This is a genomic window from Pseudomonas laurylsulfativorans (genome assembly GCF_002906155.1).
Taxonomy (GTDB): Bacteria; Pseudomonadota; Gammaproteobacteria; order Pseudomonadales; family Pseudomonadaceae; genus Aquipseudomonas; species Aquipseudomonas laurylsulfativorans.
Genome location: NZ_MUJK01000001.1, coordinates 740,677 through 765,590 on the forward strand (window position 1 = coordinate 740,677; position 24,914 = coordinate 765,590).

Sequence of the window (24,914 nt, forward strand, 5' to 3'; positions counted from 1 at the left end):
TTGATGCAAACCGATGGTTACGTGCAATCACTCAATGTCGGTACTTACAGATCCACAGTTTCCCGACTCTGCACCTTCGTGCTCGGGTTAGGCTCACTGAGCAATTACCCTGCCATCGATGTAACAACATATGTCATCTGACCTGAACTCCCCCGCAAACATTGCTCGGAATGTGAAATTCCTGAACTGATGCAAGCGCGTATTGAGCTGGGGAATCGCGCCCATTAGTGGGGGACTTCTCTCCAAAATCGGGGGCGTGGCCTCAGACCAAAGGCCCAGTCCTGCCGTACGACCGCCCCACGACATCAGTAATCCGATCTATCCGCCCCAACGCGCCATCGCTGCAACCTGCAGCACTTATGCACCTGTCGGTTCGATGGCCGGATGCGCCCATGCAGGAATGACCGGTGCCGGTAACCGCTCAATCCCGTCCAGGGTGAACACCGGCAACCCTTGAACCAGGGGAAAGTGCAGGCTGTGAGTGATCAGCCCGGTTCGGTCGCGAGCGGGTAAATGGCACAACGCCAAGGCGGTTTCCACCAGGTATTCGACGGGCTCGGTCGGGTAGTCGTCAGGGATGTAGCGCCCGCCGCCAGGGGTACGAATCGCGGTGCTGGGCCCCACGGTGTTCACCGCAATATTGTCGGCCTCAAGCTCAGCCGCCAGGCTCTGTGTGAAGCGGTTGATGGCCGCCTTGGCCGCAGCATAGATGGCGATTCCGCCGAGTCGTTCGAAATCGCCATAAGGGCGCAGCGGTGGCAGAGCAGTCACCGATCCCAGGTTCAGAATCCAGCCAGCACCCCGTGCCCGCATCTGGGGTATTGCGGCCTGGCTCAGGGCGAATGGCACCCGCAAGTAGTGATCGAGCGTGCGCTCGAACACACTGAAGGGCATCGTTTCAACGTCGCAGTACTCGGCAAAACCCGCGTTGTTGACGAGGATGTCCAGGCCGCCCGCAACAGCGACGGCGCGAGCGACCAAGGTGTCGCGCTCGGCGGGTAGCTCCAGGTCGGCCGCCAATGGAATGGCCTGGCCGCCGGACTGCCTGATCAGTTCGACCGTCTCGGCCAATGTCCCCGGCAGGCTGGCCGTCTGTTCGAGGCTGCGCGCGCTGACCACCACGGTCGCCCCTTCTGCGGCAAAACGCTGGGCGATGGCGCGACCGATGCCGCGGCTGGCGCCGGTGACCAGTGCAACCTTCCCCGCGAGTTTTTTAGATGTCTGAGTCATGGGTATCCCCTGCAATCAAGTCGAGTGCAAAGCCATCCCTGTATCGAGTCGATGGCTTTGCTGTTGCGTGAAAATCAGTGTCCGGCCCGGGCCGCCGCTTCAGCGGTGAACATCGCCGGCGACCAATCCTTGCCGGCGTTGAGCAGTGGCGCACCCCGTTCGTTCGGCACGTTGTCGATCAGGTAGGCACCGGAGATCAGATCCTGGTGCGCGGCAATGCCCCAATACGGCGTTTGCGTCTCGTACGCCCACATCCAGTTGCCCAGCACCGTACGCCACAGCTGGCCACGACCGTCGTACTGGTCGGTCATCACCGCCGACCAGGTGTCCTCGTTGATGTAGAACACGCGCTTGGAATATTGATGACGGAAACCTTCCTTGAGCGTGGCTTCCAGCACCCACACACGCTGCAGTTCGAAGCGCATGTAGTCGGTATTGATATGGCCTTTGTATTTGGCCAGGTCAGCCATTTTCACGTCGCTCTGGTTGGTGCTGTAGGCGTTCCAGGGAATGTAGATTTCCTTCTTGCCGACGATCTTCCAGTCGTAGCGCTCGGGGGAGCCGTTGAACATGTGGTGTTCGTCCACTACCCGGAAACCACCAACGCCCAAGGGCATGTCAAAACCGAACGACGGCGCCTGTCGCACCCGCCGGGTTCCCGGGTTGTAGAGGTACACGTCACGCGGGCTTTGCTTGTAGTTGAAGGACTCCAGCGAGACGTTCACGCTGCCCTTGTCGCGCAGTGGCAGGATGGTTTTGGTCAGGGACAACGCATTGAGCCTGCCGTATTTGGCGCTGGCATCGGCCGTATCGCGTATGACCCCGGGTTCGCTGCGCAGCCCGAGGAATTTGGACAGGGTTTCACCCCAGGCCAGATTGCCATCCGGGTACACCACCAGTTCCTGGGTCGTGACCTCCGTGGTGTAAGGCTGGGCACCGGTGTTGTTGATGTTCCAGAGCAGCTCCAGGCCGGTTTTCGGGATGGGGAACGGGCTCGATCCGGTGACCGCCGCCAGGCCCAATCCATCGTCGACCACCTGGGCCGTGACCGCGTTTTTCTTGAACGCGGCACACACCCACTCCGGGAAATCGAAATCGCGGTGGCTGGTATAGACCGGAATGTGGAAGGTATCCGGGTACTTCGTCAGTAAGGCCTTCTGGCCATCGGTGAGCTTGTCGGCATACTGCGACATGTTTTTCGCAGTAATGTCGAACAGCGGTTTTTCTGCGGCGTAAGGGTTCGGCCAGAAGTGCCCGGTGCCCTCGTATTTCACGGTGTCCGGCGTGCCCACCCACTTGCCGGAAAAAGCCGGGATCGTGCCCTCGGCATTACCGGCACGCTCCGCGCCGGCGCAGGTCAGTTCGTGGCCAAGCCTGGCCGCTTCTTCGGGTGAAACCTTGGCCCAGGCCAATTGGCTCAACGCGGTCAGCATGCCGACACCGAGCAGACTTGCACGGAAAATTGAAACCTTCATCTCTTGCTCTCCTGACGGTTCTTATAGGTTGTACTTGATGTTGATCGCGACGAAATCGCGGTCGGCCAGCGGTTTTTCCAGCGGGTCCGGCGAGCCGAGATAGGCGTTGTAGGTCACACCCACCTGGAGGTTGTTCAGGTACTTGAACACGCCACCGAGGCTGGCGCGGGAGTCGCCATCGCCGCCGAAACCGAAGGAACTGACGGCAGACTGGTTGAAGGCGTGGCCAAAGGTGAAAGGCACGTCCATGTCCCAGCCCACGAAGACGTTGGGGTACGTCAGGGTGACGTTGAACTGGCCAAATTGCGCGTTGCGATCGTAGGCCAGGCTGGAGAGGCCTCCCTCGTCGACGTCATTGACATGGACCGCGCCGATTTCCCCGGAGAAGCTCGCCTGGGGTGAAATCCAGGTATTGCCCCAGGTTTTCAGCGCCGACACTTGCACCTGGGTGGCGTTGCCACGGGAAACGCCGGTCTTGGTCACAAGCGGCGTGCCGTCCTTGTAGCTGACCTCGCCAGATACCTGCCAATCGCCCAGCCGGGTGGAAAGGCTGGCGCCGGTCAGGTCGATGTCTTCAAAGTATTTGAGGTGATAGCTCAGCGTCGCAAAGTCGGTGATCACACTGGGGGTGCGATCGTGGTAGCGCAGGCGGTACACCCCCACTTCGGTGAACGGCGTGACTTTGTAACGAGCACCGACGCCCCACTCCCCACCATCACGGGCATTTTCGCTCGGGCCTCGGGTCAGTGCCCCTCCGGAGGCGGCCAGTGTCGCGAGATCACCGGGCGCCAGGCGTATGAAGTCGGAACCTGGTCCGATCATGTCGGCGTAGGAGAAATAGTCGCCACCGGGTGACAACTCATACGGATGGTTCTTGAATTGGGTGTAGCCAAGCAAGGTCAGGTCATTGATCGTGAACTTGCCGGAGGCTTGCAGTTCAGGCAGCAGGATCTCTTTGATCTCGGTGCCTGGAATGTTGCTCTTGGTCGCATCGACAGGGCCCTGCACCCCGGAGATACCGGAGATGTAGAGGCTTTCACCCCACGCGACAACCTGATTGCCGAGGCGCAGGTCCAGGTAACCATCATCGCCTACGGTCTGGGTCGTGTAGGCATAGGCGTCGAGCAATCGCGTGCGAGTGCCGCTGCGATCCTGCGCCTGGGAAGTGAAATGATCGACCGCGCCCAGTTTGTTGAGGGTGGCGGCCGAGTCGTTGTCGTTGGAGCTGTTGTAGGCAAAATCGTAGAAGGTCGAGCCGCGCAGCAGGACACCATTGTCACCTTTGTGAATGTTCAGTTCGCCAAGCGCACTGACGCGATTGTTGAAGAAGCTGCCGCGATCGAAGTTGCGGTCACCGTCATCGCCGTTGATGTTGTTCAGCAACTGGTGAGCCTGCTTTTCCGTCCGGGTGTTGAGGGCATAGTTAAGCGTCGTGAGGTAGTCCGCTTCGATACCGTCACCGAACTCGAACGTACCGGCCTGTACGGAGGGCAAGGCAAACGTGGTCAAGGCACACGTCACGCAGCTCAGTTTGAAATGGCGCGACAGCATTTTGCGCCTGGCCTCTGGTTTTTTATCGTTCATCTAGACAGCTCCACTGGGACATTCTTGTGAGTTGTTGTTGCCCTGTAACGACCGTGATTCAGGTTTTTCTGGCGCAGCGACGCCCACGGTCAGAACGCCATTGCGCTACCGGAAAAGGGTTGAGTCAGAGGAGGTTTTTGTTGCGTGTCGCCCGGCTATCGGGCAACGGGTATTCGCGTCTTTGCCGCAGAGGCCGTGCGCCGCCGGCCCACGTTCAGCCAGCAGGCCAACGCCGGTAGCAACAGCACCGCACCGAACACATTGACCAGGAACATGAAGGCCAACAGCAGGCCCATGTCCGCCTGAAACTTGAGGGGCGAAAAAGCCCAGGTCGCCACACCAATTGACATGGTCACGGCGGTGAACACCGCAGCCGTACCGCGCTGGCGAAAGGCTTCATAGAACGCCGTGCGCAAATCCTGCCCTGCCCGTTCGAGCTGATGCTCGACCCGTTCGAACAAATAGATGCCGTAGTCCACCCCTACGCCGACGCCCAGGGCCACGACCGGCAGCGTCGCCACTTTCAGGCCGATCCCCAACAGGGCCATCAAGGCATTGCACAGGACCGATACCACGGCCAGCGGCGCGATGATGCACAACACCGCCTTCCAGGATCGAAAGGTCAAAAAGCACATCAGGGTGATTGCGCTGAAGATTGCAACGAGCATGTCCACTTCGGCTTTTTCGACGGTTTCATTGGTGGCGGCCATTACCCCGGCGTTGCCGCCCGCCAGCCGAAAAGCCTGGTCAACGCGGAACGCGGGACTGGCATCCTCGTGCGGTTGCAGGGCGATATAGCGCTTGATCTCCCGGGTCAGGTGGGCAAGTGTCGCGCCCTCGTGGTTTTGGGTGTAGATCAACACCTGTATGGCCGAACAGCCCTGAGTGTTCATGCCCATGTCCGGGTTGTAGGCCTCGGCACCTTGTTGCAGGGCCTGGCTGCTGCGCGGCAGGGCCGCCCAGCGCGGATTGCCTTCGTTGTTGGCGGCGATACCGACCTTGGCCAGGTCCGTCACGCTGACCACTGATTGCACTCCCGGCACGCCGCGCAGGAAGGTGGCGAACTTGTCCACTGCGTTCATCACGTCGTAGTGCAGGCAGGCGTCATCGCCAGCGAATTGCTTCGCTTCGACCACCACCGTCAACACGTCCACGCCAATCGCGTAGCGGCTGACAATGCTGTGGCTATCGACGTTGTAGCGAGAGCCATCGCGCAATTCCGGCGCCCCGCTGCCGATATCACCGACCACCAGTTTTCGCGACTCGACAACGCCCACTGCCAACAGGCTCAGGGACACACCGATCACCAACAGTGCCGGCCCTGGTCGGGTCACGGCGCAGAGCGCCCACCAGAACCGATGGCGCCCACTCTCGGCAACCCCGGCACGCCGCGCAGAATCCTCCAGGCGCATGTTCGACAGCAGGATCGGCAGCATCATCTTGTTGGTGACGATCATCAGCAACACCCCCAGGCAAGCCATGATCCCCAGCTCGCGGACGCTGTCGATCTGTATGCGCATGATCACCGCAAACCCCAGGGCATTGGCCAACAAGGCCAGGGCACCGGGCACGAAGATACGCCGGAAGCAGGTGTGGGCCGCCGTCAGCGAATCGGCGCCGGCCAGTACTTCAAGTTTCCAGGCGTTGGTCATCTGCACGGCATGGGAGACACCGATGGAAAAGATCAGGAACGGCACCAGAATCGACATCGGATCGATGCCAAACCCCATCAATGACAGCAGCCCCAGTAACCAGATCACCGGCAGCAGCGCCACGGTCAGCGCCAGCAAGGTCAGGCGCAAGGAGCGGCAGTAGAAAAACAGCAGCACCATGGTGATCACGAAGGCCACCAGGAAGAAGGCAAAGACGCTGGACAGGCCGGTGATGATGTCGCCGATCAGTACCGGAAAACCGATGACGTTGACCTCGATCTGCTCGCTGGCGTACTTGTCGCGGATCTTGTCCAGGGCGGCGGCGACTTCGGCGTAATCCACCTTGCGGCCGGTTTGCGGATTGATTTCCTGCAAGTCGGCCCGTATCAGGGCGCCCTTCAAATCGTTCTGCACCAGCCGGCCGATCACCCCGGAGCGCGCGACGTTGCGTCGCACCACGTCGAGGTCCGCCGGGCTGGCGCTGAAACGCGCCGGTACGACCACATCGCCGTAGAAGCCCTGTTCGGTCACCTCGATATAGCGGGTGTCCGGGGTGAACAGGGACGACACCCGCGTACGCTCGACCCCCGGGATGAAAAACACCTCATCGCTTGCTGCGTGCAGCGCCTTGAGGAACACCGGGTTGTAGATGTCGCCCTCGCCTTTCCAGCGCAAGTTGAACAACACCCGGTTGGCCCCCGGGAACGCATCCAGGTACTGGACGAATGTCTGCATGTAAGGGTGTTGCAGGGGAATCATTTTGTAGAACCCCGGATCAAGCTTGATCCGGGTTGCCGTGCCGGCGAACACGACGGTCAGGACGACAAACAGCGGCAGCAACCAACGGCGGTGAGCCAGCAAAAGGTCGGCGCAACGGTCGACCAACAGCGTTTTATTGTTATTCATGAGAGTGCTCGCATCCGTCAGTGATTCGACGTTGCCAAGGGGATATTTTCGAAGGTCATGCCCTGCTGCCCGGTGTAAATCAGGTGACCGTCATGGGTTTGGCCAACACTGGAGAACGTGGGCCCGCTACCGGCGTGCAACAACTGGAAGGTTGCACCGCGATCGGCTGAAACAGTGACCACACCACCCTCCCCGACCAACACCACACGGCCGTCGCGGGTCAGCGTGCCGCCGTACAGCGCCCGCTCCGTACCCGACTCGATCGGTGCCCAGGACTGACCAAAGTCAATGCTGCGAAACACCCTGCCGCGCATGCCAAAGGCCAGCCAGTCGTTACCCGACAAGGCCAACAGGCCGAACAGGCTGCCCGTGTAAAAACCGGTTAGGCGGGTCCAGTTCTGACCGCCATCGGTGGAGCGCGCAGCCAGGCCGCTTTCGCCGACCAGCATCATCCTGTCGGGACCGGTTCCGGCCACGCCATACAGATGCCGATCGCCCAGGCCGATGTTGCGCTGTTGCCAGGTCTGGCCCTGGTCAGTCGATACGAGGAAGCCACCAAAGCTGCCAACGGCAAAGAACGGACCGGCGGGATTTCCCCAGACGCTCATCAAGGCATTGCCGGTTTCACCGTCGAAGCTGGCTTCCTTCCAGCTTTGGCCGGCGTCCTCACTGCGCAAGATCCAGCCATCGTGACCGACCGCTAGGGCCAGCGCCGGGTTGGCAGAGAACACCTGGGTCAGGGTCGAACCGCGCTGCGGGCTGACGCTTGCCTCGTCCCACTGCCGGCCCGCATCCCGACTGACGAACAGGTGGCCCAATTCGCCGGCAGCCACCAGATTGGTGCCCGCCTGGGCCACGCCATTGATCGACATCTGCTGCGGTTGAACTCGAGTCGGTGGCACCGCCGGGATGGGACGCGGCAGAAACGAGGCGACCGAACCCACCGCCACCATGCCGACCATGCACAAGCCCAACCAGGTTCGCGACGGGTTGTACCGGGCCCCTGAAGAGGCGCCGACGTCCACCTCGACCGGACCTTGTCGGCGACTGACCGGCAAACGGGTTTGCGGTTGACTGCCCATTCCTGCTGCTCCTACTGGCTGTTCGATTGACACCAGTAGAGCCGCGCCGCGCAGGGCCGGCCATCGTCCGATTAGACGATGGTTTCAGCTAGCCGCTGTTGGTATTCGCGCGATAGCGGCTGGGGGCTTGTCCGGTCCAATCCTGGAACGCGCGGCGAAACGCGGCCTCACTGCTGAAGCCCAGGTGATCGGCGATCCGGTTGATGGTCCAGTCGGTGTCGCGCAGGCAGCGCTGCGCCGTCTCGCACAGGCACAGCCGACGCAACTGCTGGTAGCTGACACCTTCGGCCGCCAGGTGACGGCGCAAGGTCGGCTCGCTGAAGCCCAGCGCCGTGGCGATCGTGCCCAGGGTCGGCAGTTCCTGCGCGTGGCTCAGCGCCGCCTCGAGAAACCCGCGAACCTGCTGCGTCACAGACACCACGCGGGGTTCGGCGCCGACCAGGCGGAAGGGAAAATCCACCAGGAACGCGCCCAGCTCCACAGGTTGGCGGATCACCCGGCGCGTGAGCAGGCTGGCCTCGAAGCTGAAGCCATAGGTGCGTTTGCCGACCGCGACCGGCGCGTCGAACAGGCCGAGAAAGGGCATGGCATCTTCGCGCTTCGGATGCGCGAGAAATACGCTGTCCACCTGCAGGGTGTTGCCGGTCAGCCAGGCGAACAACTGCAAGTAGCAGAACAGCCCGGTCAGGTCGACCAGGCAAGCGGCGGAGCTGCGTGTGCGGCGCAGCGAGTCCATGTGAAAAACAGCCTTTTCGCCGCGCCGCTCCAGGCTCAGCTTGCCGGCACGAGGCAACAACATCGCACAGAATTCGGCGGCGCAATCGATGGCCTCGCCGAGGGTGCCGCAGCTGAGCAGGCAACGGCACATCAGGTCCACTTCCTGCTTGCGCATCGGTGGATGGCTCTCACCCTTGGCCACCTGGGCTTCCAGCTGTTCGATGGCCTCGCGAAACAGCTTCACGAAGCCGTCGGCCGAGAGCGCCCGGTCAGCTCCGCGCTTGCCCGCACCAGGCAGGCTATTGCGCTGCAATTCATCAAGTAATCGAGTGCTCAGCCCATGGGGTACGTGAACGGCCTGTGGTGATCGCAAAACCATCATCCAATTCTCATATTGATCGGTGAAGTAGCGGTTACTGATTGATCCTGTGACGGTGCTGCAAAAAAGCGTGTGGATTAATGGCGTCCGACCCAAACGAATCATCGGAGCGCTCAAAGAATGACTTTCGCCAATTCCCGTTTGCCGGGCCATGCCAGCCTGACGCCGGATCACAGTACAGGCAAGCCATGATCCAGATACTCGACGAAATCCTCCTCGACGCCGAACACCTGCCCACTGTGCTGACCTTGCTCGACCAGCGTTACCTGCCCAATGCAGGCTCCCGCGGGTTGACGCTGCTGCAACGCTGGGTCTCGCCTCCCGTTGCAGTGCCTGGCGAGCGCAACCGGCTCTGGTTGTTGTGGCAAGTGCCCGACGTGTGGGGCTACTACGGCATGCGCCTGGGCGCAGGTACCGAAGTGCCGGAGTTCTGGGCCACCGTGGACACGCTCAGCGAACATCGCCAACGGCATGTGCTGGGCGATGCCGATCAGCCGTTGGCCAGCCCCGAGGTGGCGCAGCATGTGGAATGAAACCGTGCAGCTTTACCTCAACCCCGGTCTCGCGCCCGAGACGCTACAGGATGATTTGCAGCATCACCTGCAACGTTTGCCCGGCCTTAGTCATTTCAATCTGGGGCGAAATCTTGAAGGCAGTTGGGGTGCTGGCGACTTCACCCTGGACTTGTCCTTTGTCAGCGATGCCTACCAGGCCAGCACCGCCGCCAGCCTGGCGCAATTGTCCGCCCTTGCACGCATCGACCGCGTCGCGTACCGGCGAATCGGCGGTGGCCAGCGTGCCGTGGGCCTGGAAAACGGCATTTGGCGCACCTTGTTGTTTCGAGTGCGCCCGGACCAGGACCGCAACCTTGTCGCTGCACTGGAACAAGACCTGCTGCGCATGCCGTCATACATCGCGAGCATCGGTAACTGGCAGTTGAGCCGCGTTTGCTCGGACAGTACCTGGACGCACGTCTGGCAGCAGGAGTTCGCCAGCGTCGACGGGCTGTTGGGTGAGTACCTGACCCATCCGTTCCACTGGGGTTGGGTCGATCGCTGGTTCGATCCGGAGTTTCCCGAATGGACCGTGGAGGCGATTGCCCATGCCTTCTGCGCGCAAACAACCAGCCTCCTCACGCTGCCTGTTAATAGAAAGGCATTGCGATGACTCGGGCAGTGCAGCGTCGCGGCCCCACCCACCTTTTTTATAAAACCACTCCAGAGAGAGGTACAACGATGCGCGCAGTCGTGATGGATCGCCTGGGAAGTTCCGAGGTATTGCAGTTGTCCCGAGTCCAGCGGCCCGAGCCAGGGCCTGGGGAAGTGTTGATTCGTGTGCACAACGCAGGCGTCAATCCGGCGGACTGGAAATGTCGCCAGGGCTATCTCAGCCATTTCATCACCTACGCCTTTCCTTTTGTCCTGGGCTTCGACCTGGCCGGAACGGTCGAGGAATGCGGTGAAGGGGTATGCGGCTTTCCCGAGGGAACACGGGTTTTTGCCCAGAGTGATGTCGGTGCCGGAAAGTGGGGATCCTATGCCGAGTTCGTCTGTGTTTCCCAAGACTCGGTGGTGCAAATGCCCGATAACCTCGGCTTTGCCCAGGCGGCGGCGGTGCCGACGCCCGCCTTGGCGGCCTGGGCCGGGCTGTTCGAAGATGGTGGCCTGGAAAAAGGTCAAAAGGTATTGATCCACGGCGGTGGCGGCGCCGTCGGCACCTTCGCGATCCAGCTCGCGAAAGTCGCTGGCGCGCAAGTCGCGGCAACCTGTGGCGCCAGCAATCGCAATTACGTCGAGTCCCTGGGGTGTGAACTCAGCATCGACTACCGTGCGCAGGATATTCTTGTCGCCACTCGCCAGTGGGCTGCCGACGGGGTGGATCTGGTGCTCGATTGCGTCGGCTGCGGGAGCTTGCCTGACAGCCTGGACCTGCTGCGACCGGGGGGCATACTGGTCTCGATCTTGACGCTGGCCGAGGACGATGCCGGCCCGGATCATGTTGGCGCAGCACAACGTGGCCTGCGCACCGCCGTGACCTACAGCAAGATGCCCAGCGGCACGCAACTCGGCAGAATCGCTGCCTTGCTGGCAAGCGGTCAGGTCCAGCCGCCACGCTTCGAAGTTCTGCCGCTGGAACACGCAGCCAAGGCCCATGACCTGCTGCAGAGTGGCAACGCCAAGGTGAAGCTGGTGTTGCAGGTTGCAGAATAAAGGAAAGGGCAGCGCAAAACTTGTGGGAGCGAGCCTGCTCGAGATGACGTTTGGTCAGTCAAAGCTGTGGCGCCTGGCCGTTTGTTATCGCGAGCAGGCTCGCTCCCACAGCTACCGGTTTGACAAGCAAAAATCGGGGATTGTGCACTTGGTGCCCGGTGGAATGTTGAAGCAGCGGTTAGCCTGGCGTGCTCGGCACCGCAAGCCCGACTTTCACCCGGTCCAGCGCCACGATTGTCTTGAACCAGGTCACGTTGGCATTTTCGGCGAACAAGCGCCGCGCCAACGCCTGATATTCCTGCATGCTGGCAACCGTCAGCACCAGGACGAAATCCACTTCGCCGGTGACGTAGTAGCACTGCTGAACTTCAGGCACCGCGAAATGTGCCTTCATCGCTTCCAGTTCTGCGAGGCTGGTGCGCTCGGTCATCACTTCGACAATGATCGTGATCGGGCGCCCTACGGCGGTGGGGTCGACGATGGCGATGTTGCCCGTGATGACGCCCTTCTCTTCCATCCGCTTGATGCGGCGCTGGACCGCGGCCGTGGAGAGATTGACCTGCTCGGCTATCAGGCGCAGCGCCATGGTGTTGTCGCGCTGGACGAGTTCCAGGATAGCGCGGTCGAATTTATCCAGCGATTCAGATGCAGCGTCGTGTTTTGCCATGATCGGCCCGCGAGAAATTTTCTCGAAAACTAGCAGAAAACCGCGACCCTTTATCCAGCTGTGAGAAATATTATTTTGCCCAGAGCCTGCATTCGCAGCCTGTAAGGGAACTCACACAGGATTTTTTCCCCATGGTCGCACTGTTCCATCTCTCCCCTGTCCTGTTGGTGACGGCCATGCTCGTCTTGCTGCGCCGGCCGCCCGTTCATGCCGCTATCGCCGGCTCGTTGCTGGTCGTGGTGCTTTGGCTCGCCGGCGCTGCCGACGCCTGGCACTTGGGCAGTATGGTGGCCGCCGCGCAAGATACGGCCGTATTGTTCGCCAGTACCGCGTTCGTGATCGTACCGGGTCTGGCTTTCGTGATTTATATCGAGCGCCTGGGTACCAACCTGGCGGTCAGCCAATGGGTGCGTTCACTGGGATTGCGACCTGGCGATCAGGTAGCCTTCATCGTCCTCGGGTTGGCACCGTTGCTGGAAGCCATGACCGGCTTCGGTGTGTCGTTGATTGCAACAGTGCCGCTGCTGCTCAGCCTTTTCGAGCGCAGGGTCGCACTGCGCATCGCGCTGGCCGGCATGGCAATCATGCCGTGGGGAACGCTGGGGCTGGCTTCGGTCATCGGCGCCTCGCTGGCTCATGTGGACGTCACCGCGCTGGCTTCGACCTCGGCACTGGCCAGCGCACCGGTATTCCTGGCGCTCAGTGTGATGTCGCTGTTTCTGGCAGGGGTTCGTGAGTCGCGGCAATGGACGGCGCTGGGCGCTTTCTGGCTGTTGTTTGTGGGTGTGCTCTACGGTGCCAGTCGCTGGCTGGGGCCGGAAGTTGCCGGTGTTACCGCGGGGCTGGCGACGGCAGTCGCTGTACTCTGCGCCGGGCTGTGGCGTTTGCACCGCAGCGACAGTGAACGCAGTGCAGTGCAATGGCCAAGTCAGGCATGGCCATACCTGGCGCTGACTGTCTGCATTGTTGCGTTGAAGATGCTGTGGGCGCTCACCGCCTGGCAGGATCTCTGGGTCGTACGGGGCGCCCAGGTCACCTGGAAACCACTGGCCTCCCCCGGGCTGGCACTGCTTCTGCTGCTGGTCTGGCTGGGGTTTCACACGCGAGACAGACAACGCCGGACAGCGCCCGAATTCAACGTGCCTGCCGCGTTGGCAGCGCGGGCGAAGCGGCCGCTGTTGACCATTTTCTTCTTTCTCGCGATGTCGCAGATGATGGTGAAGGCCGGCTTCCTGACGGGTTTGATGCAACTGCTCGCGGGTCTTTCGCCCACCGCCGCAACATCGCTGGTGGCCTTGCTTGGCGCGCTGTCTGGCTACATGACCGGGTCGAACGTGGGCGGTAACGCGATCTTCATGCCGGCTATCGCCATGTTGCCCGAACCCTCTCGCCTGTTGCTGGCAGCGGTACAGAACAGCGCGGCAGGCCACGCTGCACTGGGATCGCTGTCGATCGTCATGCTGATCCTGGGCCTGGCTAAAACCCAGGCTACGGAAGAAAGCGAACTGGTGAGGTTTGGCTTCGCGCTGGCCTGTCTCAACACCGCATTAGTCGCGTTGGGTGCAGCGTTGCTCAGTGGATGGTTTGGGTAGCAGTGCGCTGGCTGATGAGTGCGAGCCCCGAAAATCAGGGGCCACTCATAGCCTTGACTCGATACCACTTACTCCCTGTCTTTCGTCGTCCGGATGAGATTGCCCCGCAACTTCACAATGGCCTTCTGCATTTGCACGAAGTCGTCGGGGTCAAGACCGGTTTGCGGGAAGCCGTCTTCGGTGAGGCCTTCACGCAGCTTTCGGCCCTCTTTGGTGAGATTGATCCGCACCTGGCGTTCGTCTTCCGGATCGCGCTGGCGCAGCAAATAACCCATCGCTTCGAGCTTCTTCAGGATCGGCGTGAGGGTATTGGATTCCAGGAACAGCTTTTCGCCGAGGCTGCCAACGGTCTGGTTGTCTTCCTCCCAGAGTGCCACCAGGGTGATGTATTGCGTATAGGTCAGGCCGAGCCGTTCGAGCATTGGCTTGTAGGCCTTGCCGAAGGCCAGGTTGGTGGAATAGACCGCAAAACACAGGAAGTCGGTGAGTTTGAGATCCAGGGCGGATGGCTTGTCGGTGTTTTTCATGGACGTTCTCTTTGCTCAGTCTGGCGAGGCTGAAACTATACGTCGTACGCGATGATATCGGAAGTGCGCATAAACACCGACGGCCGGTCCACCAGGAAAATCCCCGGTGAGTCGGCCGTGCAGTGGGTCATGCCGTCAGGACGTTGATAGCGACATCAATGTTGCCGCGTGTGGCCTTGGAGTATGGGCAGATTGCATCGGCGTTGTGGGCCAACTCAGTCGCCACGCCATGATCCAGCCCCGGCACACGCAACGTCAGTCGCGCCTGGAGGAAGTAAGCTGCGCCGGTCTGGCCCAGGTCGACTTCAATGTCGACGGCGGTGTCGCCAGGCAGTGTCACTTTCATCTGCTGGGCTGCCAGCCCCACCGCTGCGATGTAGCAGGCCGACCACGCTCCGGCGAACAATTGCTCGGCTTTCGGGTGCGGCTGCACGGCGGTGAGCACGTGTGCCGGTGTGTCGCTGCCGGGGGACGACAGCACGATGTCGAGGTTGCCGTTATGCCCGCGCGACGTATTGCCTGCGCTGTTGTGAGTGGTGTGGGTTTTGCCGCTGGCCAGTACTTTTTCGATCTTGCTCATGATGATTCCCTCAGGATTACAGTCAGTTAGATTCGTATGCGCTTGCATCGTATGCGACATTAGTGATGCGTCCGGGCATCACGCCGTAATAACGTTCAGGGCAACGTCGATATTGCCGCGTGTGGCTTTGGAGTAAGGGCAGATGGAATCGGCGATGTGCGCCAGCTCGGTCGCGACATCGTGTGCCAGCCCTGGCACTCGCAGGGTCAGTCGGGCCTGAAGGAAATAGGCCGGACCAGTCTGGCCCAGGTCCACTTCAATGTCGACGGCCATGTCCGCCGGCAAGACGATATTGCGTTCCTGGGCCACCAGCCCCACTGCCGCGGTGTAGCAGGCCGACCAGGCCCCGGCAAACAGTTGCTCGGCTTTCGGGTGTGGCTGTGTGGCGGCAAAGACGTGGGCCGGCTGGGTGGAACCCGGTGACGACAGTACGATATCGAGGTTGCCGTTGTGACCGCCGACAACGCTGTGAGTGGTGTGGGTTTTGCCGGTTGCCAGTACTTTTTCGATCTTGCTCATGGGGGGTTCCTCAGGATTTTGTATTTTGTGCGATTATATCGTGTACGACTAACTTGATATTTAAAAAGACAACGTCGATCAATGGGGGTGTGCAATGATCCAGTTATTGCCGTTGTGGCCATGGAAAGCTTGAGCGGTAGAGATAAACATTGTGCGGCGGCTCCCGGTGTTCATGGTGGTGTCGCAAAACGGCAAGGGTTGTCGTTGATTTGCTACGCACTAGATTAAATCGCATGCGATGGATGAATATTCAACCAAAGCCCCAATGATGTCAAAGTTTATTTTATGCCTTGTCGATGAGCGGTAGGTTCGCTGTGACCTTGCAGCCCTCCCCTGCAATGCGCAGCGCGCCGTCCTGATCACCGCACACCGGGTATCAGGACGGCTCCGGGCCCGTCAGTTACCTGAGCGACTTGAATCCGGCACGCACTTCCTGTGAGAAAAGCTGCGGTTGCTCCCACGCGGCAAAGTGCCCGCCTTTGGGCAGCTGGTTGTAATGCACTAGCTTGGGATAGGCCTTGCGCGTCCAGCTTTGCGGCGCCGCATACAGTTCATCGGGAAACACGCTGACCGCCACCGGGATGTTGACGCCCTTGACGGCAAAGAATGTCGACTTGTTCTCCCAATAGAGCCGGCCCGAGGAAACGGCCGTGTTGGTCAGCCAGAACAGCGTGATGTTGTCGAGGACGTCATCGGGCGTAAGGCCTTCCGGTTGTCCGTCAATGGAACGCGCGATCATCTCGTAGCTTTTAGGATCGTGATCGAGCATGAAGGCCGCCAACCCGACAGGTGAATCAGCGAGGCCTGTCAGCGACTGCGGCCTGTCCCCCATCATGATTGCGTAGCCGATATGCTTGTAGGTGTTGGCCAGTTGATCGGCCGCGCGTTTCTCTTCCCCGGAAAGACCGCTGGGTACCGGCTCGCCGCGAAACAACGCGGCATCCAGTTCAGGCGGGATGACGCCAGGCATATTTGAGTGAATGCCGATCAAGCCAGGTGGTGCCTTGACCGCCATGAGATCGACAACGATAGATCCCCAATCCCCACCTTGCGCCCCGTAGCGGGTGTATCCGAGACGCTTCATCAACTCGACGTAGGCATCGGCGATACGCACGGGGTTCCAGCCCCCCACGGTTGGTTTCTCCGAGAAACCGTAACCTGGCATCGACGGAATCACCAGGCTGAATGCATCGGAGGCGTTGCCACCGTACGCCGTGGGATCGGTGAGTGGCCCGATGACTTTCATCAACTCGATGATCGATCCAGGCCAACCGTGCGCCATAAGCAGTGGTAACGCATTCTCGTGTTTTGACCGGACATGAATGAAATGGATATCCAGGCCGTCAATGTTGGTAATGAAATTCGGAACGGCGTTGATTTTCGATTCAATCACTCGCCAGTCGTACTTTTTTGCCCAGTGTTCGGCCAGTTTGCGGATCGTTGCCCGTTGCACACCTTGCGATGAGTCACTGACTGTTTCCTTGTCCGGCCATCTTGTTGCTTCTATACGTCGACGCAACTCCGATAGATCGGCCTCTGTGGCAGTAAAATTAAACGGACGTATTTCAGTTGAAGTACTAGTTGTTGTTTTTAGAATATCAGTCACAGCTTCAGTCCTGTTTGAAAAACCGAGTAGCCCCAAGGGCGCAGCAGCACAGGTCAGTGCAGCTGCGCCACAAAACTTGCGGCGGGTCAGGTAAGGTTGTTTGATGCGTCCTGGCATACAGGCTCCCAAGGCGTGAAATCACACGCAGAGCCAATTCTTGATTGACAGCCGCTATGAGTTAGAACTCTTCACAGAACACTATCGACAACAATTATGTATAGGGATGCTGTAAAAATTTGCGCAGGTGGCAGAGCAGTAGCAAGTTCAATCACGACGTCTGGACATTCAAATAAACATCAATGTTGCCGCGTGTTGCCTTCGAGTATGGGCACAGTTGGTCTGCGGCATGCGCAACAGCACAAGCGACTTCATGAGGAAGACCTGGCAGGTGGACGTTAAAACCAGCCTGCAGCCGGTAGCCGTCGTCCATGGTTTGTCCCAGATCGATATCAATGTCGACGGATATGTCAGCAGCAAGTACCACCTTCAACTCTTTGGCCGCCACGCCAAGTGCGGCGATATAGCAGGCCGCCCATGCACCGGCAAACAATTGCTCGGCTGTCGGGTGCGGCTGGGTGGCGGCGAACACATGGGCCGGCTGGGTGGAACCGGGTGACGACAGTTCGATATCAAGTTTGCCGTTATGCGCCCGCGAGGTAGTGCCGCCGTTGCTCAAGGTGGTGTGAGCCTTGCCGGTGGCCAGTACTTTTTCGATTTTGCTCATCTGTGCTTCCTGGTGGGTTGAACGAGATTCAGATACAGGAATGTTCCGTAACTATCTGACGGCATTGATTTTATAGCTCAGTCTGCGGCAACGAATAGAACGGAAAAACCGATCACCTTCGGCTTTTCCGTACATTGCGCAGCCATTCGCACCGCCCGTCGCCAGGACTCGACATCGGCTTTGACATCATTCGGTCTTTGATTGAACATATTCGTATCGCATACGATTGCATCGCTATCGATCATTCATCCATGACCCACCGCACCACTCAAATAGAACCAGGTCCCGAGGAAACATCCATGAGCAAAACAGAGGAAGCCCTGTCATTCACTCAAACCCCAATCGTCTGCAAAAGCCCGCTCGATAAACCTCGCGATGAGTGCACCGGTAACCGCTCCAAAGGTGGTGGTTGATGAAGTTGATTCAGCTTAGAGCTTTGTGTTCTGTGGTCGACATGGGCAGCTTTCGTTCGGCGGCACGGCAGCTGAACTCGGCCCAGAGCACGCTGACGGACTCGATTCAAAGTCTGGAAAGAGAATTGGGTGTCACCTTGCTGGTGCGATCCAGTCAAGGCATCAGCCTGACCCAGGCCGGCAAGGTATTCCTGACCCGGGCACGCTCGATCATCCTGGATTGCGATCGTGCGGTCCAAGACGTCCGGCATTGCAACGGAATGCACGAAGGCCAGATCGCAATGGGTGTCTCGGCGCAAGCACTGGCTGCGTGTTTGATGCCGGTCTTCAGCAGCTTTACCGGCAGATTCCCCAACGTGCAGCTCCACGTTGCCAGTGGCGGGACGAAGATGCTGATCGAGATGATTCGCGCCGGTCGACTCGACTTCGTGATGTGCCCGCTCAATCCCGACGTCGGTGATATCGACCTGCATATCGAGCGGCTTTACCACACGAAAACCAGCATCATTGCGCGCAAAGGCCATCCCTTGGCGGATGCCCGCTCGCTGCACGACCTGGTCGATTGCCAGTGGGTCAGCGTGCGCCCGGCCGGGGTTATCGGTAGCGCGGAGAAGCATCTGATCGAGCTGTTCAGGGCTCAGGGCTTGCCACCGCCGAGCATCGCGATCACTGGCGAATCGCTGCTGGAAATCCTGCACATGGTTTGCGAGACGGATTACCTGACCATTGAGCCAGGCATGCTTGCCAGCATGAAGCTGTTTTCCTCGACGCTTGTCAGCCTTTCGATTCGCGAGCCGCTGGAATCGTGCGAGGTGAGCCTGGTCAGCCGTCGAGTGTCGCCAATGAGCCAGGTGACACAAGAACTGACCAGCATGCTGATTTCATACTCGCGCCTGCGTCACCGCGCCAAAGGCTGAGCGGAAAGCAATCGGCCACAGACACAAAAACCCCCTCGCATGGAGGGGGTCTGATGTTTCAAAGGTGCAAACGGCTTGAGGCGTCTTTACCTGGACTAACGTCCGCTCATCGCGCAGGGATTCCCGCGAACAACCAAGTCTCTTCGGCAGGTGCTGCCGCGCTGCGGCTGCGGGCCCACTGGGTCAGCGCCAACATCATCGCAAAGCCGAGCACGATCAATACCGGATAGGCCATCAACAGTTCGGTCAGCGAGTACTTCCAGGCCAGTGGTCGACCGACACCGAGCATGGCGGCATACAACCAGGACACGCCGGACAGTGCGCCAGAGAACAGGGCAAACATACGTACATTGACGTGGAGATCAAGCAACGATCCGGCCTTCAGCATTGCCGGCAATACATAACGGTGCAACAGCATGCCGTTGAATGTCAGCAACAAGACAATAATGACTTTGGCTTGAAGTTTAGGGTTGGCAAAATAGGTCATCCCTTTATCAAGGTAATCAATACCTATAATCGCAGCACCGGTGATCCACAAGAATAGCAACGCATTGGAAACAGACTTCTGCAGACTGGCCATATGATCATTGTCGTGCCCGGACGACACGCGGCCCTTCAATAGATCCTTGACCATTGCAACATCGCTGGCAAACACCAGACCAATAGCTACGCAACAAGCCAACAGGTGTACGTATACAACTCCTAAACGCATAAACTCCATGGATTCTTTCTGGCCAAGCAGGCCGATCATTGTATTAATATCCACGATTACATCTCCACTTATTGCGGCAGTGTGAATTGACCATGCCCCAGGAACGCGAAATAGTTAATCACGCCTGCACAATCAAACTCACATTGATTAAAGCAACTAAAATAGTTGGGTATTACCAGTACAGGAGAGGGCGACTCGCCCAGCGACTCAGTGATGACGGCATACTATCACTCCAGGTCTCAGGTAAAAAAAATCCCCATGCGCATTCCATTCAATGCAGATGAGGTATACGTCCATTTTTCTTAGTTACTAGGGAGTGCAGTGCGAAGCTCTAAGGATCCGCCTGCTGGAAGATCAGAGCCCAGCATATCCCGATCGTTCATTTTTCGAACAAAAACCTCGACGGACGGTACTGAATCCAACACCCCGGTAGCCCGGTTTCATTGGCTGAAACCACCGTCGCCAAGCGGCTGAAACGTTTCATTTTTCATGCCGAAAAAAAAGCGGATTTTTCGCGGAACTCCCTCCATCCGAGCCTGCAAACAGCGAACTTTGCCCCACTCGCAGTCACGCCGATTCAATGCTGGCAATACAGCATCCCGGAACGGAACTGCTACGCTTGAACAACTGCTTCGACTCTTTCCGAAACACCCGTGCAGGCGTGCCCTGAAGGCTGATGGAACAGTCGCATTACCAGATCCTGTGCCCGAGGGAGTCAGCCTTCGTTGAGCAAAGGAGTGGACATGCCCCCCCGCAAAAGCAAGTCTGTCGACGACACGGGTGACGAGTCGGTTTTTCTCTCGCGCAAGGAGCGCCTGTTCGCAGGCGAACAATTACGCGAACGTCTGCCACATTCAGTTCATGCCGAATGGAAACCGCCAAGCAAACACCGCGACCCTATCGAACTGCTCGAAGAATCCAACCGCTTTCGACTGCCCAACCTGGTGCCGCTGCGCTACGGGCGCATGCTGCGCAGTCCGTTCACCTTCTTACGCGGCTCCGCGGGTTTGATGGCGCACGACCTGGCCACTACCCCGACCACTGGCGTTCAGGTGCAGGCCTGTGGGGATTGTCACCTGATGAACTTCGGGTTGTTCGCGACACCTGAGCGCAATCTGATTTTTGACATCAACGATTTCGACGAAACGCTCCCGGCCCCCTGGGAATGGGATGTCAAGCGCCTGGCCATCAGTTTTGTCGTGGCCGCACGCGATAACCGACTCACCGATAAAGAGGCGCGAAGCATTGCCGTCAAATGCGTTTGTGCTTACCGCGAGAGCCTGCGCAAATTTTCCAAAATGGGCCCGCTGGATGTCTGGTATGACCGCCTGGATGCCCAAGCGATCATCGATATGGCACCCAATGCCGAGATCAGGAAAATTCGCGAACAATTGGTTGCAAAGGCCAAGATGCGTCTCGGTGATTACCTCTACCCCAAGATCAGCAGCGAAGTGGGTGGGCGACGGCGACTGATCGATCAACCGCCCTTGCTTTTCCATGTGTATGAAAAGGGCTTCAAGCAGCGAGTCCGGATCGCCCTGCATGATTATCGCTTGTCGCTGCCCCATGAACGGCGGGTGCTATTCGATCGTTACCGTCTCGAAGACATCGCCGTCAAAGCCGTCGGGATCGGGAGCGTGGGAACTTACTGCTTTGTCGGCCTGTTCTTTTCTGCGGAAAACCACCCCTTGCTCCTGCAATTCAAGGAAGCCTGCCCCTCGGTATTGGCGCCCTATGCAGGCAAGAGCGACTATGAGAACCAGGGGCAGCGTGTGGTCACGGGACAGCGGCTGATGCAGTCCTCCAGCGACATCTTTCTGGGCTGGACACGCGGACAGAATGGCCGGCATTTCTTCGTACGCCAGTTGCGAGACATGAAAATGTCAGCCCCCATCGAAGGTATTTCCGCCACGCGAATGAAGATGTACGCCGAATGGTGTGGGCATACCCTCGCCCGTGCCCACGCCAAATCCGGGGACGCGGCGCTCATCAGTGGCTACCTGGGCAAACAGGATTCCTTCGACCAGGCCATCGGCAAGTTTTCCATCGCCTATGCCAATCAAAATGCGAAAGACCATGCTGCGCTGATAGCCGCGGAAAAATCAGGGCGAATCAACGCACTCAGGGAAGAAGAGTGATGAGGCCGATCCATCGGTCATCGGCCCTACAAAGTCAGTCAGCGAGCACGGGAGTCACAAGGACTCCCGTGCCTGGTCAGCGGTTGGGTCATGCCGGGAGTCAGCGCCCTTCAAAATCCCGGAACGGGCTCAAGCCAGCAACTGGGTGATCCACCGGACCTCACGCGCGATGTCCTGCACCTTTTCCTCGGGCACGGCCTGTTGCGCTCGGGCAAAGTGGCTCAGGGTCTTGTGCTTCTGGCGCAGCTTGCGCTGCCACTTGGACAGGAACGCCGGGCTGCGAGCCTGCATCTGCACCGGACCGAAGTACAGCTCCTCGGCGGTGTAGATCACCGGCCCGGCGCGCTCGGCGACGATGATTTCGTAGTCGAAACGATTTTCCCGCAGCACTTCCTCGCAGAGGATGCGATAGCCATTGTCCATCAGCCATTGGCGCAGTGGCTGCTCGCCGCCGTTGGGTTGCAGGATCAGGCGCTCCTGGCCGCTCAGGTACGCCTTGCCGCTGTCGAGGATGTCGCGGATGGTTTCGCCGCCCATCCCGCAGATGCTGACTGCCGTTATCCCGTCACCCGGCTCGATTGCCGCCAGGCCATTAGCCAGGCGCACGGTGATCTGCGAGTCCAGACCGTTCTCACACACGGTGCGGTTGGCCGCGTGGTACGGCGTCAACGCCACTTCGCCAGCCACCGCCGCTGCGATGGCGCCACGGCGCATCAACGCCACCGGCAGGTAGCCGTGATCCGAGCCGATATCGGCCAGGCGCGCGCCGGCTGGCACATGTACCGCCACGCGTTCCAGGCGCATGGACAATGTCTGTTCGTTCAACTGCGGCCCCTTTTCACCACGAGCGTCCGGCGCCTGTGGCCGGATCGGGGCGCGATTGTGTCGGGCAATGCCGTGCATTTCAAATTTATGCGACCACGGCCATAGCCCCCTTCACGAAATCACTCGCGCATACACCGATCTGTCGACGTTGCCACCGGACAGAATCACACCCACCCTCCTCCCCGACATGGCTTCACGCTCCGAAATGAGCGCTGCCAGCGCCGCCGCACCGGCCCCTTCAGCCAGGTTGTGGGTATCGGTGTAATACACGCGCATGGCCTCGGCAATCTGCGCGTCACTGACCGCTACAATCCGTGCCGCACCTGCGGCGTAGACGGCAAAGGCTTCAGGCACGGGCTTGCGTACGGCCAGACCGTCGGCAAAGGTGGTTGCCGAATCGGTTTCGCACAGGGTCCCGCTGTCAAACGATAACTGTGCGGCCGCCGCCTCGGTGGAAACCACGCCCACCACCCGGGTTTTCAGGCCCAGGGCATCGCGGGCGGCGATCACCCCACAAATCCCCGATCCACAGCCAATCGGTACATACACGGTGTCCAGGTCTGGCGCTGCGTTGAACAACTCCAATGCATAGGTGGCGACGCCTTTGACCAGCTCAGTGTGAAACGGCGGCACCAGGAACAGGTCATGCACCTGAGCAAGGCGCGCGGCCTCTTCACGGGCATCATCGAAATCGCGGCCATACTCGACCACTTCAGCGCCAAAGCCGCGCATGGCGTTGTTCTTTTCCAGCGAGTTACCTTCCGGCACTACGATCAAGGCCCGCAACCCCAGTGCGCCCGCCGCCAGCGCCAGGCTCTGGCCATGGTTGCCGCGGGTAGCGCTGACAATGCCCTTCACGCCCGGGTGCTCGCGTTTGAGCCAGTGCATGAACGTGATACCGCCGCGCACTTTGAAAGCACCAGTAGGTGTGTGATTTTCATGCTTGACCCACACCGTGCAACCCAACCGCCGAGCCAGCAAGGGCCAAGGGTACTGGGCGGTGGCAGGCATGACCTGGTAAACGTGGCGTGCTGCCTGTTCGATATCGTCGCGCGTCAGTCTGTGCATGAGTTAGCTCCCTGAGATTTTGCCCAGTCTGCACACGGGCGCAGCACGCAGGCTTTCAAAAAACCGACCTGACTTTTGTGCCCCCTCTTCACTACTATGACCCTCATGAGCCATCGAAACCGCCTGCATCCGCCACTTCAGTCCGAACCGGTCCGTCGTATCGAGGCCGGCCCCTGGGCGATCGAATTGCTCCCCGGCTGCGCCTACGCGACCCGATATGTAGCGACCCAGGCCGGAATTGGCTTTGCCTTCGACAGCCAGCGAGGCCTGCACGCGATCGGCAGCGACCGGGTACAACCCTTCGTCGCCATGCCCAATGGCCTGGCGTTCGTCCCCGTCGGGTGTGACGTGCTGTCCGAATCACCCAGGGGCGGTGAATATCTGCGGGTGATACGCACTGACGGTATTGCGTTGGAGGGGGATCGCGCTTTCAACAATCGCATCGATCAGCAAGCCACTGCCCTCGCATGGCGAATGCGCGCCGCACTGTTGCAGGCTTCAGTAGAAGGCGATTGGGAGGCCTGGGCACTGGCATTGTCCGAGCGGGTGACGGGTAGCGAAGCGGAGTCGACAGCGCCCCATGGCTCGATAACCGGAAACCGGATGCGCCTGCTCGATGAGTTCATTGATGCCGGCCTCGATGGCCCGTTGAGTGTACCGGCGATGGCGGGCCTGCTTGGATTGTCCGAAGGCTACTTCATGCGAGCCTTCAAAAACGCCACCGGCAAAAGCCCGCATGCTTATCTGATCGACCGACGCCTCGCCAGGGCCCGAGCCCTGATGCGCGACTCGACGGCCACGCTGACTGAAATCGCCTACGCCTGCGGTTTCAACTCCCAGGCGCACATGGCGACCACCTTCAAGCAACGCCTTGGAATGAGTCCGGCACAGTTGCGTCAATGTTCAAGGTTCAGTTAGCGCCGGGTTATTTCGATGACAGGCAGAAATCGTCCTGAAGTGGCCGGTGGTCGTTGCATTTCGATAGTCGCCAGCGTTTGGCTAAGCTTATTGAATCAGGGCGTACTGAAACCAGGGTGATTGCAGCCATCAACCGATCTGCATTGGCATCAAGACGGTACTCCCAAAGGAGACGACCATGTATGCGGTGATAAGAACCTACCTGGGTGCTGGTGCCAAGCAGCTATTCGAGCTTATGGAAGAGCGCAAAGCCGACATCGACGCTACCTTGCGGACAGTGCCTGGCCTCGTAAGCTACACGCTGTTGAATACGGGTGATGGTGGTACTTCGATCACGGTTTGCACGGACAAGGCCGGCAGTGATGCGAGCCTGAAAGTTGCGCGTGAGTGGATTCAGAAGAACACCTCGCATATCCACGCAAACCCGCCGATCGTGACGGAAGGTCCGGTCATTGTGCAGATCAACTAGCGAC

23 protein-coding genes are annotated in these 24,914 nt (G+C 59.5%); 8 read left to right on the forward strand and 15 right to left on the reverse strand.

Annotated features, from left to right (window positions below):
* Positions 1–357 precede the first annotated feature (357 nt).
* The 6 genes from B0D71_RS03375 to B0D71_RS03400 form a co-directional block, all read right to left on the reverse strand.
* Entirely contained in the window at positions 358–1,230 is an 873-nt protein-coding gene (locus B0D71_RS03375) for an SDR family NAD(P)-dependent oxidoreductase (RefSeq protein ID WP_103393461.1), read from the reverse strand.
* 74 nt (positions 1,231–1,304) lie between these two features.
* Positions 1,305–2,705: a DUF1329 domain-containing protein gene (locus B0D71_RS03380; RefSeq protein ID WP_103393462.1), complete on the reverse strand. Its 1,401-nt coding sequence runs from the start codon at positions 2,703–2,705 to the stop codon at positions 1,305–1,307.
* A 21-nt stretch (positions 2,706–2,726) separates the two neighbouring features.
* The gene (locus tag B0D71_RS03385) at positions 2,727–4,289 is read right to left on the reverse strand and encodes a DUF1302 domain-containing protein (RefSeq protein ID WP_103393463.1); all 1,563 of its coding nucleotides are present in this window, start codon (positions 4,287–4,289) and stop codon (positions 2,727–2,729) included.
* A gap of 155 nt (positions 4,290–4,444) precedes the next feature.
* Positions 4,445–6,847 (reverse strand): efflux RND transporter permease subunit, encoded by a 2,403-nt coding sequence (locus tag B0D71_RS03390; RefSeq protein WP_103393464.1) that lies wholly within the window; start codon positions 6,845–6,847, stop codon positions 4,445–4,447.
* Between the two features lie 17 nt (positions 6,848–6,864).
* Entirely contained in the window at positions 6,865–7,929 is a 1,065-nt protein-coding gene (locus B0D71_RS03395; RefSeq protein ID WP_103393465.1) for a YCF48-related protein, read from the reverse strand.
* An 88-nt stretch (positions 7,930–8,017) separates the two neighbouring features.
* Positions 8,018–9,028 carry an AraC family transcriptional regulator gene (locus B0D71_RS03400; RefSeq protein WP_103393466.1) on the reverse strand — a complete coding sequence of 337 codons (1,011 nt, stop codon included), beginning with the start codon at positions 9,026–9,028 and terminating at the stop codon, positions 8,018–8,020.
* A gap of 185 nt (positions 9,029–9,213) precedes the next feature.
* On the opposite strand from B0D71_RS03400, the gene B0D71_RS03405 reads away from it, so the two are divergent.
* The 3 genes from B0D71_RS03405 to B0D71_RS03415 all read left to right on the forward strand — a co-directional run bounded on the left by B0D71_RS03405 (position 9,214) and on the right by B0D71_RS03415 (position 11,235).
* Complete coding sequence (locus tag B0D71_RS03405; RefSeq protein ID WP_103393467.1) at positions 9,214–9,558, forward strand: hypothetical protein; 345 nt, start codon at positions 9,214–9,216, stop codon at positions 9,556–9,558.
* A complete protein-coding gene (locus tag B0D71_RS03410) occupies positions 9,548–10,192 on the forward strand; it encodes a Dabb family protein (RefSeq protein WP_103393468.1) in 645 nt (214 codons plus the stop codon). Before B0D71_RS03405 ends, B0D71_RS03410 begins: the two co-directional genes overlap by 11 nt.
* Before the next feature lie 68 nt (positions 10,193–10,260).
* Entirely contained in the window at positions 10,261–11,235 is a 975-nt protein-coding gene (locus B0D71_RS03415) for an NADP-dependent oxidoreductase (protein WP_103393469.1), read from the forward strand.
* 178 nt (positions 11,236–11,413) lie between these two features.
* Here the strand turns inward: B0D71_RS03415 and B0D71_RS03420 are convergent, their stop codons facing one another.
* A complete protein-coding gene (locus B0D71_RS03420) occupies positions 11,414–11,902 on the reverse strand; it encodes an Lrp/AsnC family transcriptional regulator (RefSeq protein WP_103393470.1) in 489 nt (162 codons plus the stop codon).
* A gap of 131 nt (positions 11,903–12,033) precedes the next feature.
* On the opposite strand from B0D71_RS03420, the gene B0D71_RS03425 reads away from it, so the two are divergent.
* Positions 12,034–13,494 (forward strand): L-lactate permease, encoded by a 1,461-nt coding sequence (locus B0D71_RS03425; protein ID WP_103393471.1) that lies wholly within the window; start codon positions 12,034–12,036, stop codon positions 13,492–13,494.
* A gap of 68 nt (positions 13,495–13,562) precedes the next feature.
* On the opposite strand, the gene B0D71_RS03430 is transcribed toward B0D71_RS03425, so the two are convergent.
* The 5 genes from B0D71_RS03430 to B0D71_RS03450 form a co-directional block, all read right to left on the reverse strand.
* Positions 13,563–14,021 (reverse strand): MarR family winged helix-turn-helix transcriptional regulator, encoded by a 459-nt coding sequence (locus B0D71_RS03430; RefSeq protein ID WP_103393472.1) that lies wholly within the window; start codon positions 14,019–14,021, stop codon positions 13,563–13,565.
* Positions 14,022–14,148: 127 nt separating this feature from the next.
* On the reverse strand, positions 14,149–14,601 hold the full coding sequence (locus B0D71_RS03435) for an Ohr family peroxiredoxin (RefSeq protein ID WP_103393473.1): 453 nt from the start codon (positions 14,599–14,601) through the stop codon (positions 14,149–14,151).
* A gap of 78 nt (positions 14,602–14,679) precedes the next feature.
* Entirely contained in the window at positions 14,680–15,120 is a 441-nt protein-coding gene (locus B0D71_RS03440) for an Ohr family peroxiredoxin (RefSeq protein ID WP_103393474.1), read from the reverse strand.
* 400 nt (positions 15,121–15,520) lie between these two features.
* Positions 15,521–16,843 carry an epoxide hydrolase family protein gene (locus tag B0D71_RS03445; protein WP_103393475.1) on the reverse strand — a complete coding sequence of 441 codons (1,323 nt, stop codon included), beginning with the start codon at positions 16,841–16,843 and terminating at the stop codon, positions 15,521–15,523.
* A gap of 151 nt (positions 16,844–16,994) precedes the next feature.
* Positions 16,995–17,450, reverse strand: a complete 456-nt coding sequence (locus tag B0D71_RS03450; RefSeq protein WP_103393476.1) for an Ohr family peroxiredoxin — start codon at positions 17,448–17,450, stop codon at positions 16,995–16,997.
* A gap of 412 nt (positions 17,451–17,862) precedes the next feature.
* On the opposite strand from B0D71_RS03450, the gene B0D71_RS03455 reads away from it, so the two are divergent.
* Positions 17,863–18,780: a LysR substrate-binding domain-containing protein gene (locus B0D71_RS03455; RefSeq protein WP_103393477.1), complete on the forward strand. Its 918-nt coding sequence runs from the start codon at positions 17,863–17,865 to the stop codon at positions 18,778–18,780.
* Positions 18,781–18,886: 106 nt separating this feature from the next.
* Here the strand turns inward: B0D71_RS03455 and B0D71_RS03460 are convergent, their stop codons facing one another.
* Complete coding sequence (locus B0D71_RS03460; RefSeq protein ID WP_103393478.1) at positions 18,887–19,531, reverse strand: hypothetical protein; 645 nt, start codon at positions 19,529–19,531, stop codon at positions 18,887–18,889.
* A gap of 905 nt (positions 19,532–20,436) precedes the next feature.
* On the opposite strand from B0D71_RS03460, the gene B0D71_RS03465 reads away from it, so the two are divergent.
* Positions 20,437–21,630: a DUF2252 domain-containing protein gene (locus tag B0D71_RS03465; RefSeq protein WP_240635663.1), complete on the forward strand. Its 1,194-nt coding sequence runs from the start codon at positions 20,437–20,439 to the stop codon at positions 21,628–21,630.
* A 129-nt stretch (positions 21,631–21,759) separates the two neighbouring features.
* On the opposite strand, the gene B0D71_RS03470 is transcribed toward B0D71_RS03465, so the two are convergent.
* Together B0D71_RS03470 and B0D71_RS03475 are read right to left on the reverse strand one after the other, a co-directional pair.
* Positions 21,760–22,455 (reverse strand): tRNA (adenine(22)-N(1))-methyltransferase, encoded by a 696-nt coding sequence (locus tag B0D71_RS03470; RefSeq protein ID WP_338066698.1) that lies wholly within the window; start codon positions 22,453–22,455, stop codon positions 21,760–21,762.
* 111 nt (positions 22,456–22,566) lie between these two features.
* Positions 22,567–23,523: a threonine dehydratase gene (locus B0D71_RS03475; protein WP_103393481.1), complete on the reverse strand. Its 957-nt coding sequence runs from the start codon at positions 23,521–23,523 to the stop codon at positions 22,567–22,569.
* A 96-nt stretch (positions 23,524–23,619) separates the two neighbouring features.
* On the opposite strand from B0D71_RS03475, the gene B0D71_RS03480 reads away from it, so the two are divergent.
* Together B0D71_RS03480 and B0D71_RS03485 are read left to right on the forward strand one after the other, a co-directional pair.
* On the forward strand, positions 23,620–24,441 hold the full coding sequence (locus B0D71_RS03480) for a helix-turn-helix transcriptional regulator (protein ID WP_103393482.1): 822 nt from the start codon (positions 23,620–23,622) through the stop codon (positions 24,439–24,441).
* A 178-nt stretch (positions 24,442–24,619) separates the two neighbouring features.
* Positions 24,620–24,910: a hypothetical protein gene (locus B0D71_RS03485; RefSeq protein ID WP_103393483.1), complete on the forward strand. Its 291-nt coding sequence runs from the start codon at positions 24,620–24,622 to the stop codon at positions 24,908–24,910.
* The last annotated feature ends 4 nt before the right edge of the window (positions 24,911–24,914 follow it).

Bases quoted from the DNA above. Each gene is read 5' to 3' on its own strand.
- B0D71_RS03375 (WP_103393461.1), bottom strand. From the start codon at position 1,230: ATGACTCAGACATCTAAAAAACTCGCGGGGAAGGTTGCACTGGTCACC.
- B0D71_RS03380 (WP_103393462.1), bottom strand. From the start codon at position 2,705: ATGAAGGTTTCAATTTTCCGTGCAAGTCTGCTCGGTGTCGGCATGCTG.
- B0D71_RS03385 (WP_103393463.1), bottom strand. From the start codon at position 4,289: ATGAACGATAAAAAACCAGAGGCCAGGCGCAAAATGCTGTCGCGCCAT.
- B0D71_RS03390 (WP_103393464.1), bottom strand. From the start codon at position 6,847: ATGAATAACAATAAAACGCTGTTGGTCGACCGTTGCGCCGACCTTTTG.
- B0D71_RS03395 (WP_103393465.1), bottom strand. From the start codon at position 7,929: ATGGGCAGTCAACCGCAAACCCGTTTGCCGGTCAGTCGCCGACAAGGT.
- B0D71_RS03400 (WP_103393466.1), bottom strand. From the start codon at position 9,028: ATGATGGTTTTGCGATCACCACAGGCCGTTCACGTACCCCATGGGCTG.
- B0D71_RS03405 (WP_103393467.1), top strand. From the start codon at position 9,214: ATGATCCAGATACTCGACGAAATCCTCCTCGACGCCGAACACCTGCCC.
- B0D71_RS03410 (WP_103393468.1), top strand. From the start codon at position 9,548: ATGTGGAATGAAACCGTGCAGCTTTACCTCAACCCCGGTCTCGCGCCC.
- B0D71_RS03415 (WP_103393469.1), top strand. From the start codon at position 10,261: ATGCGCGCAGTCGTGATGGATCGCCTGGGAAGTTCCGAGGTATTGCAG.
- B0D71_RS03420 (WP_103393470.1), bottom strand. From the start codon at position 11,902: ATGGCAAAACACGACGCTGCATCTGAATCGCTGGATAAATTCGACCGC.
- B0D71_RS03425 (WP_103393471.1), top strand. From the start codon at position 12,034: ATGGTCGCACTGTTCCATCTCTCCCCTGTCCTGTTGGTGACGGCCATG.
- B0D71_RS03430 (WP_103393472.1), bottom strand. From the start codon at position 14,021: ATGAAAAACACCGACAAGCCATCCGCCCTGGATCTCAAACTCACCGAC.
- B0D71_RS03435 (WP_103393473.1), bottom strand. From the start codon at position 14,601: ATGAGCAAGATCGAAAAAGTACTGGCCAGCGGCAAAACCCACACCACT.
- B0D71_RS03440 (WP_103393474.1), bottom strand. From the start codon at position 15,120: ATGAGCAAGATCGAAAAAGTACTGGCAACCGGCAAAACCCACACCACT.
- B0D71_RS03445 (WP_103393475.1), bottom strand. From the start codon at position 16,843: ATGCCAGGACGCATCAAACAACCTTACCTGACCCGCCGCAAGTTTTGT.
- B0D71_RS03450 (WP_103393476.1), bottom strand. From the start codon at position 17,450: ATGAGCAAAATCGAAAAAGTACTGGCCACCGGCAAGGCTCACACCACC.
- B0D71_RS03455 (WP_103393477.1), top strand. From the start codon at position 17,863: ATGAAGTTGATTCAGCTTAGAGCTTTGTGTTCTGTGGTCGACATGGGC.
- B0D71_RS03460 (WP_103393478.1), bottom strand. From the start codon at position 19,531: ATGATCGGCCTGCTTGGCCAGAAAGAATCCATGGAGTTTATGCGTTTA.
- B0D71_RS03475 (WP_103393481.1), bottom strand. From the start codon at position 23,523: ATGCACAGACTGACGCGCGACGATATCGAACAGGCAGCACGCCACGTT.
- B0D71_RS03480 (WP_103393482.1), top strand. From the start codon at position 23,620: ATGACCCTCATGAGCCATCGAAACCGCCTGCATCCGCCACTTCAGTCC.
- B0D71_RS03485 (WP_103393483.1), top strand. From the start codon at position 24,620: ATGTATGCGGTGATAAGAACCTACCTGGGTGCTGGTGCCAAGCAGCTA.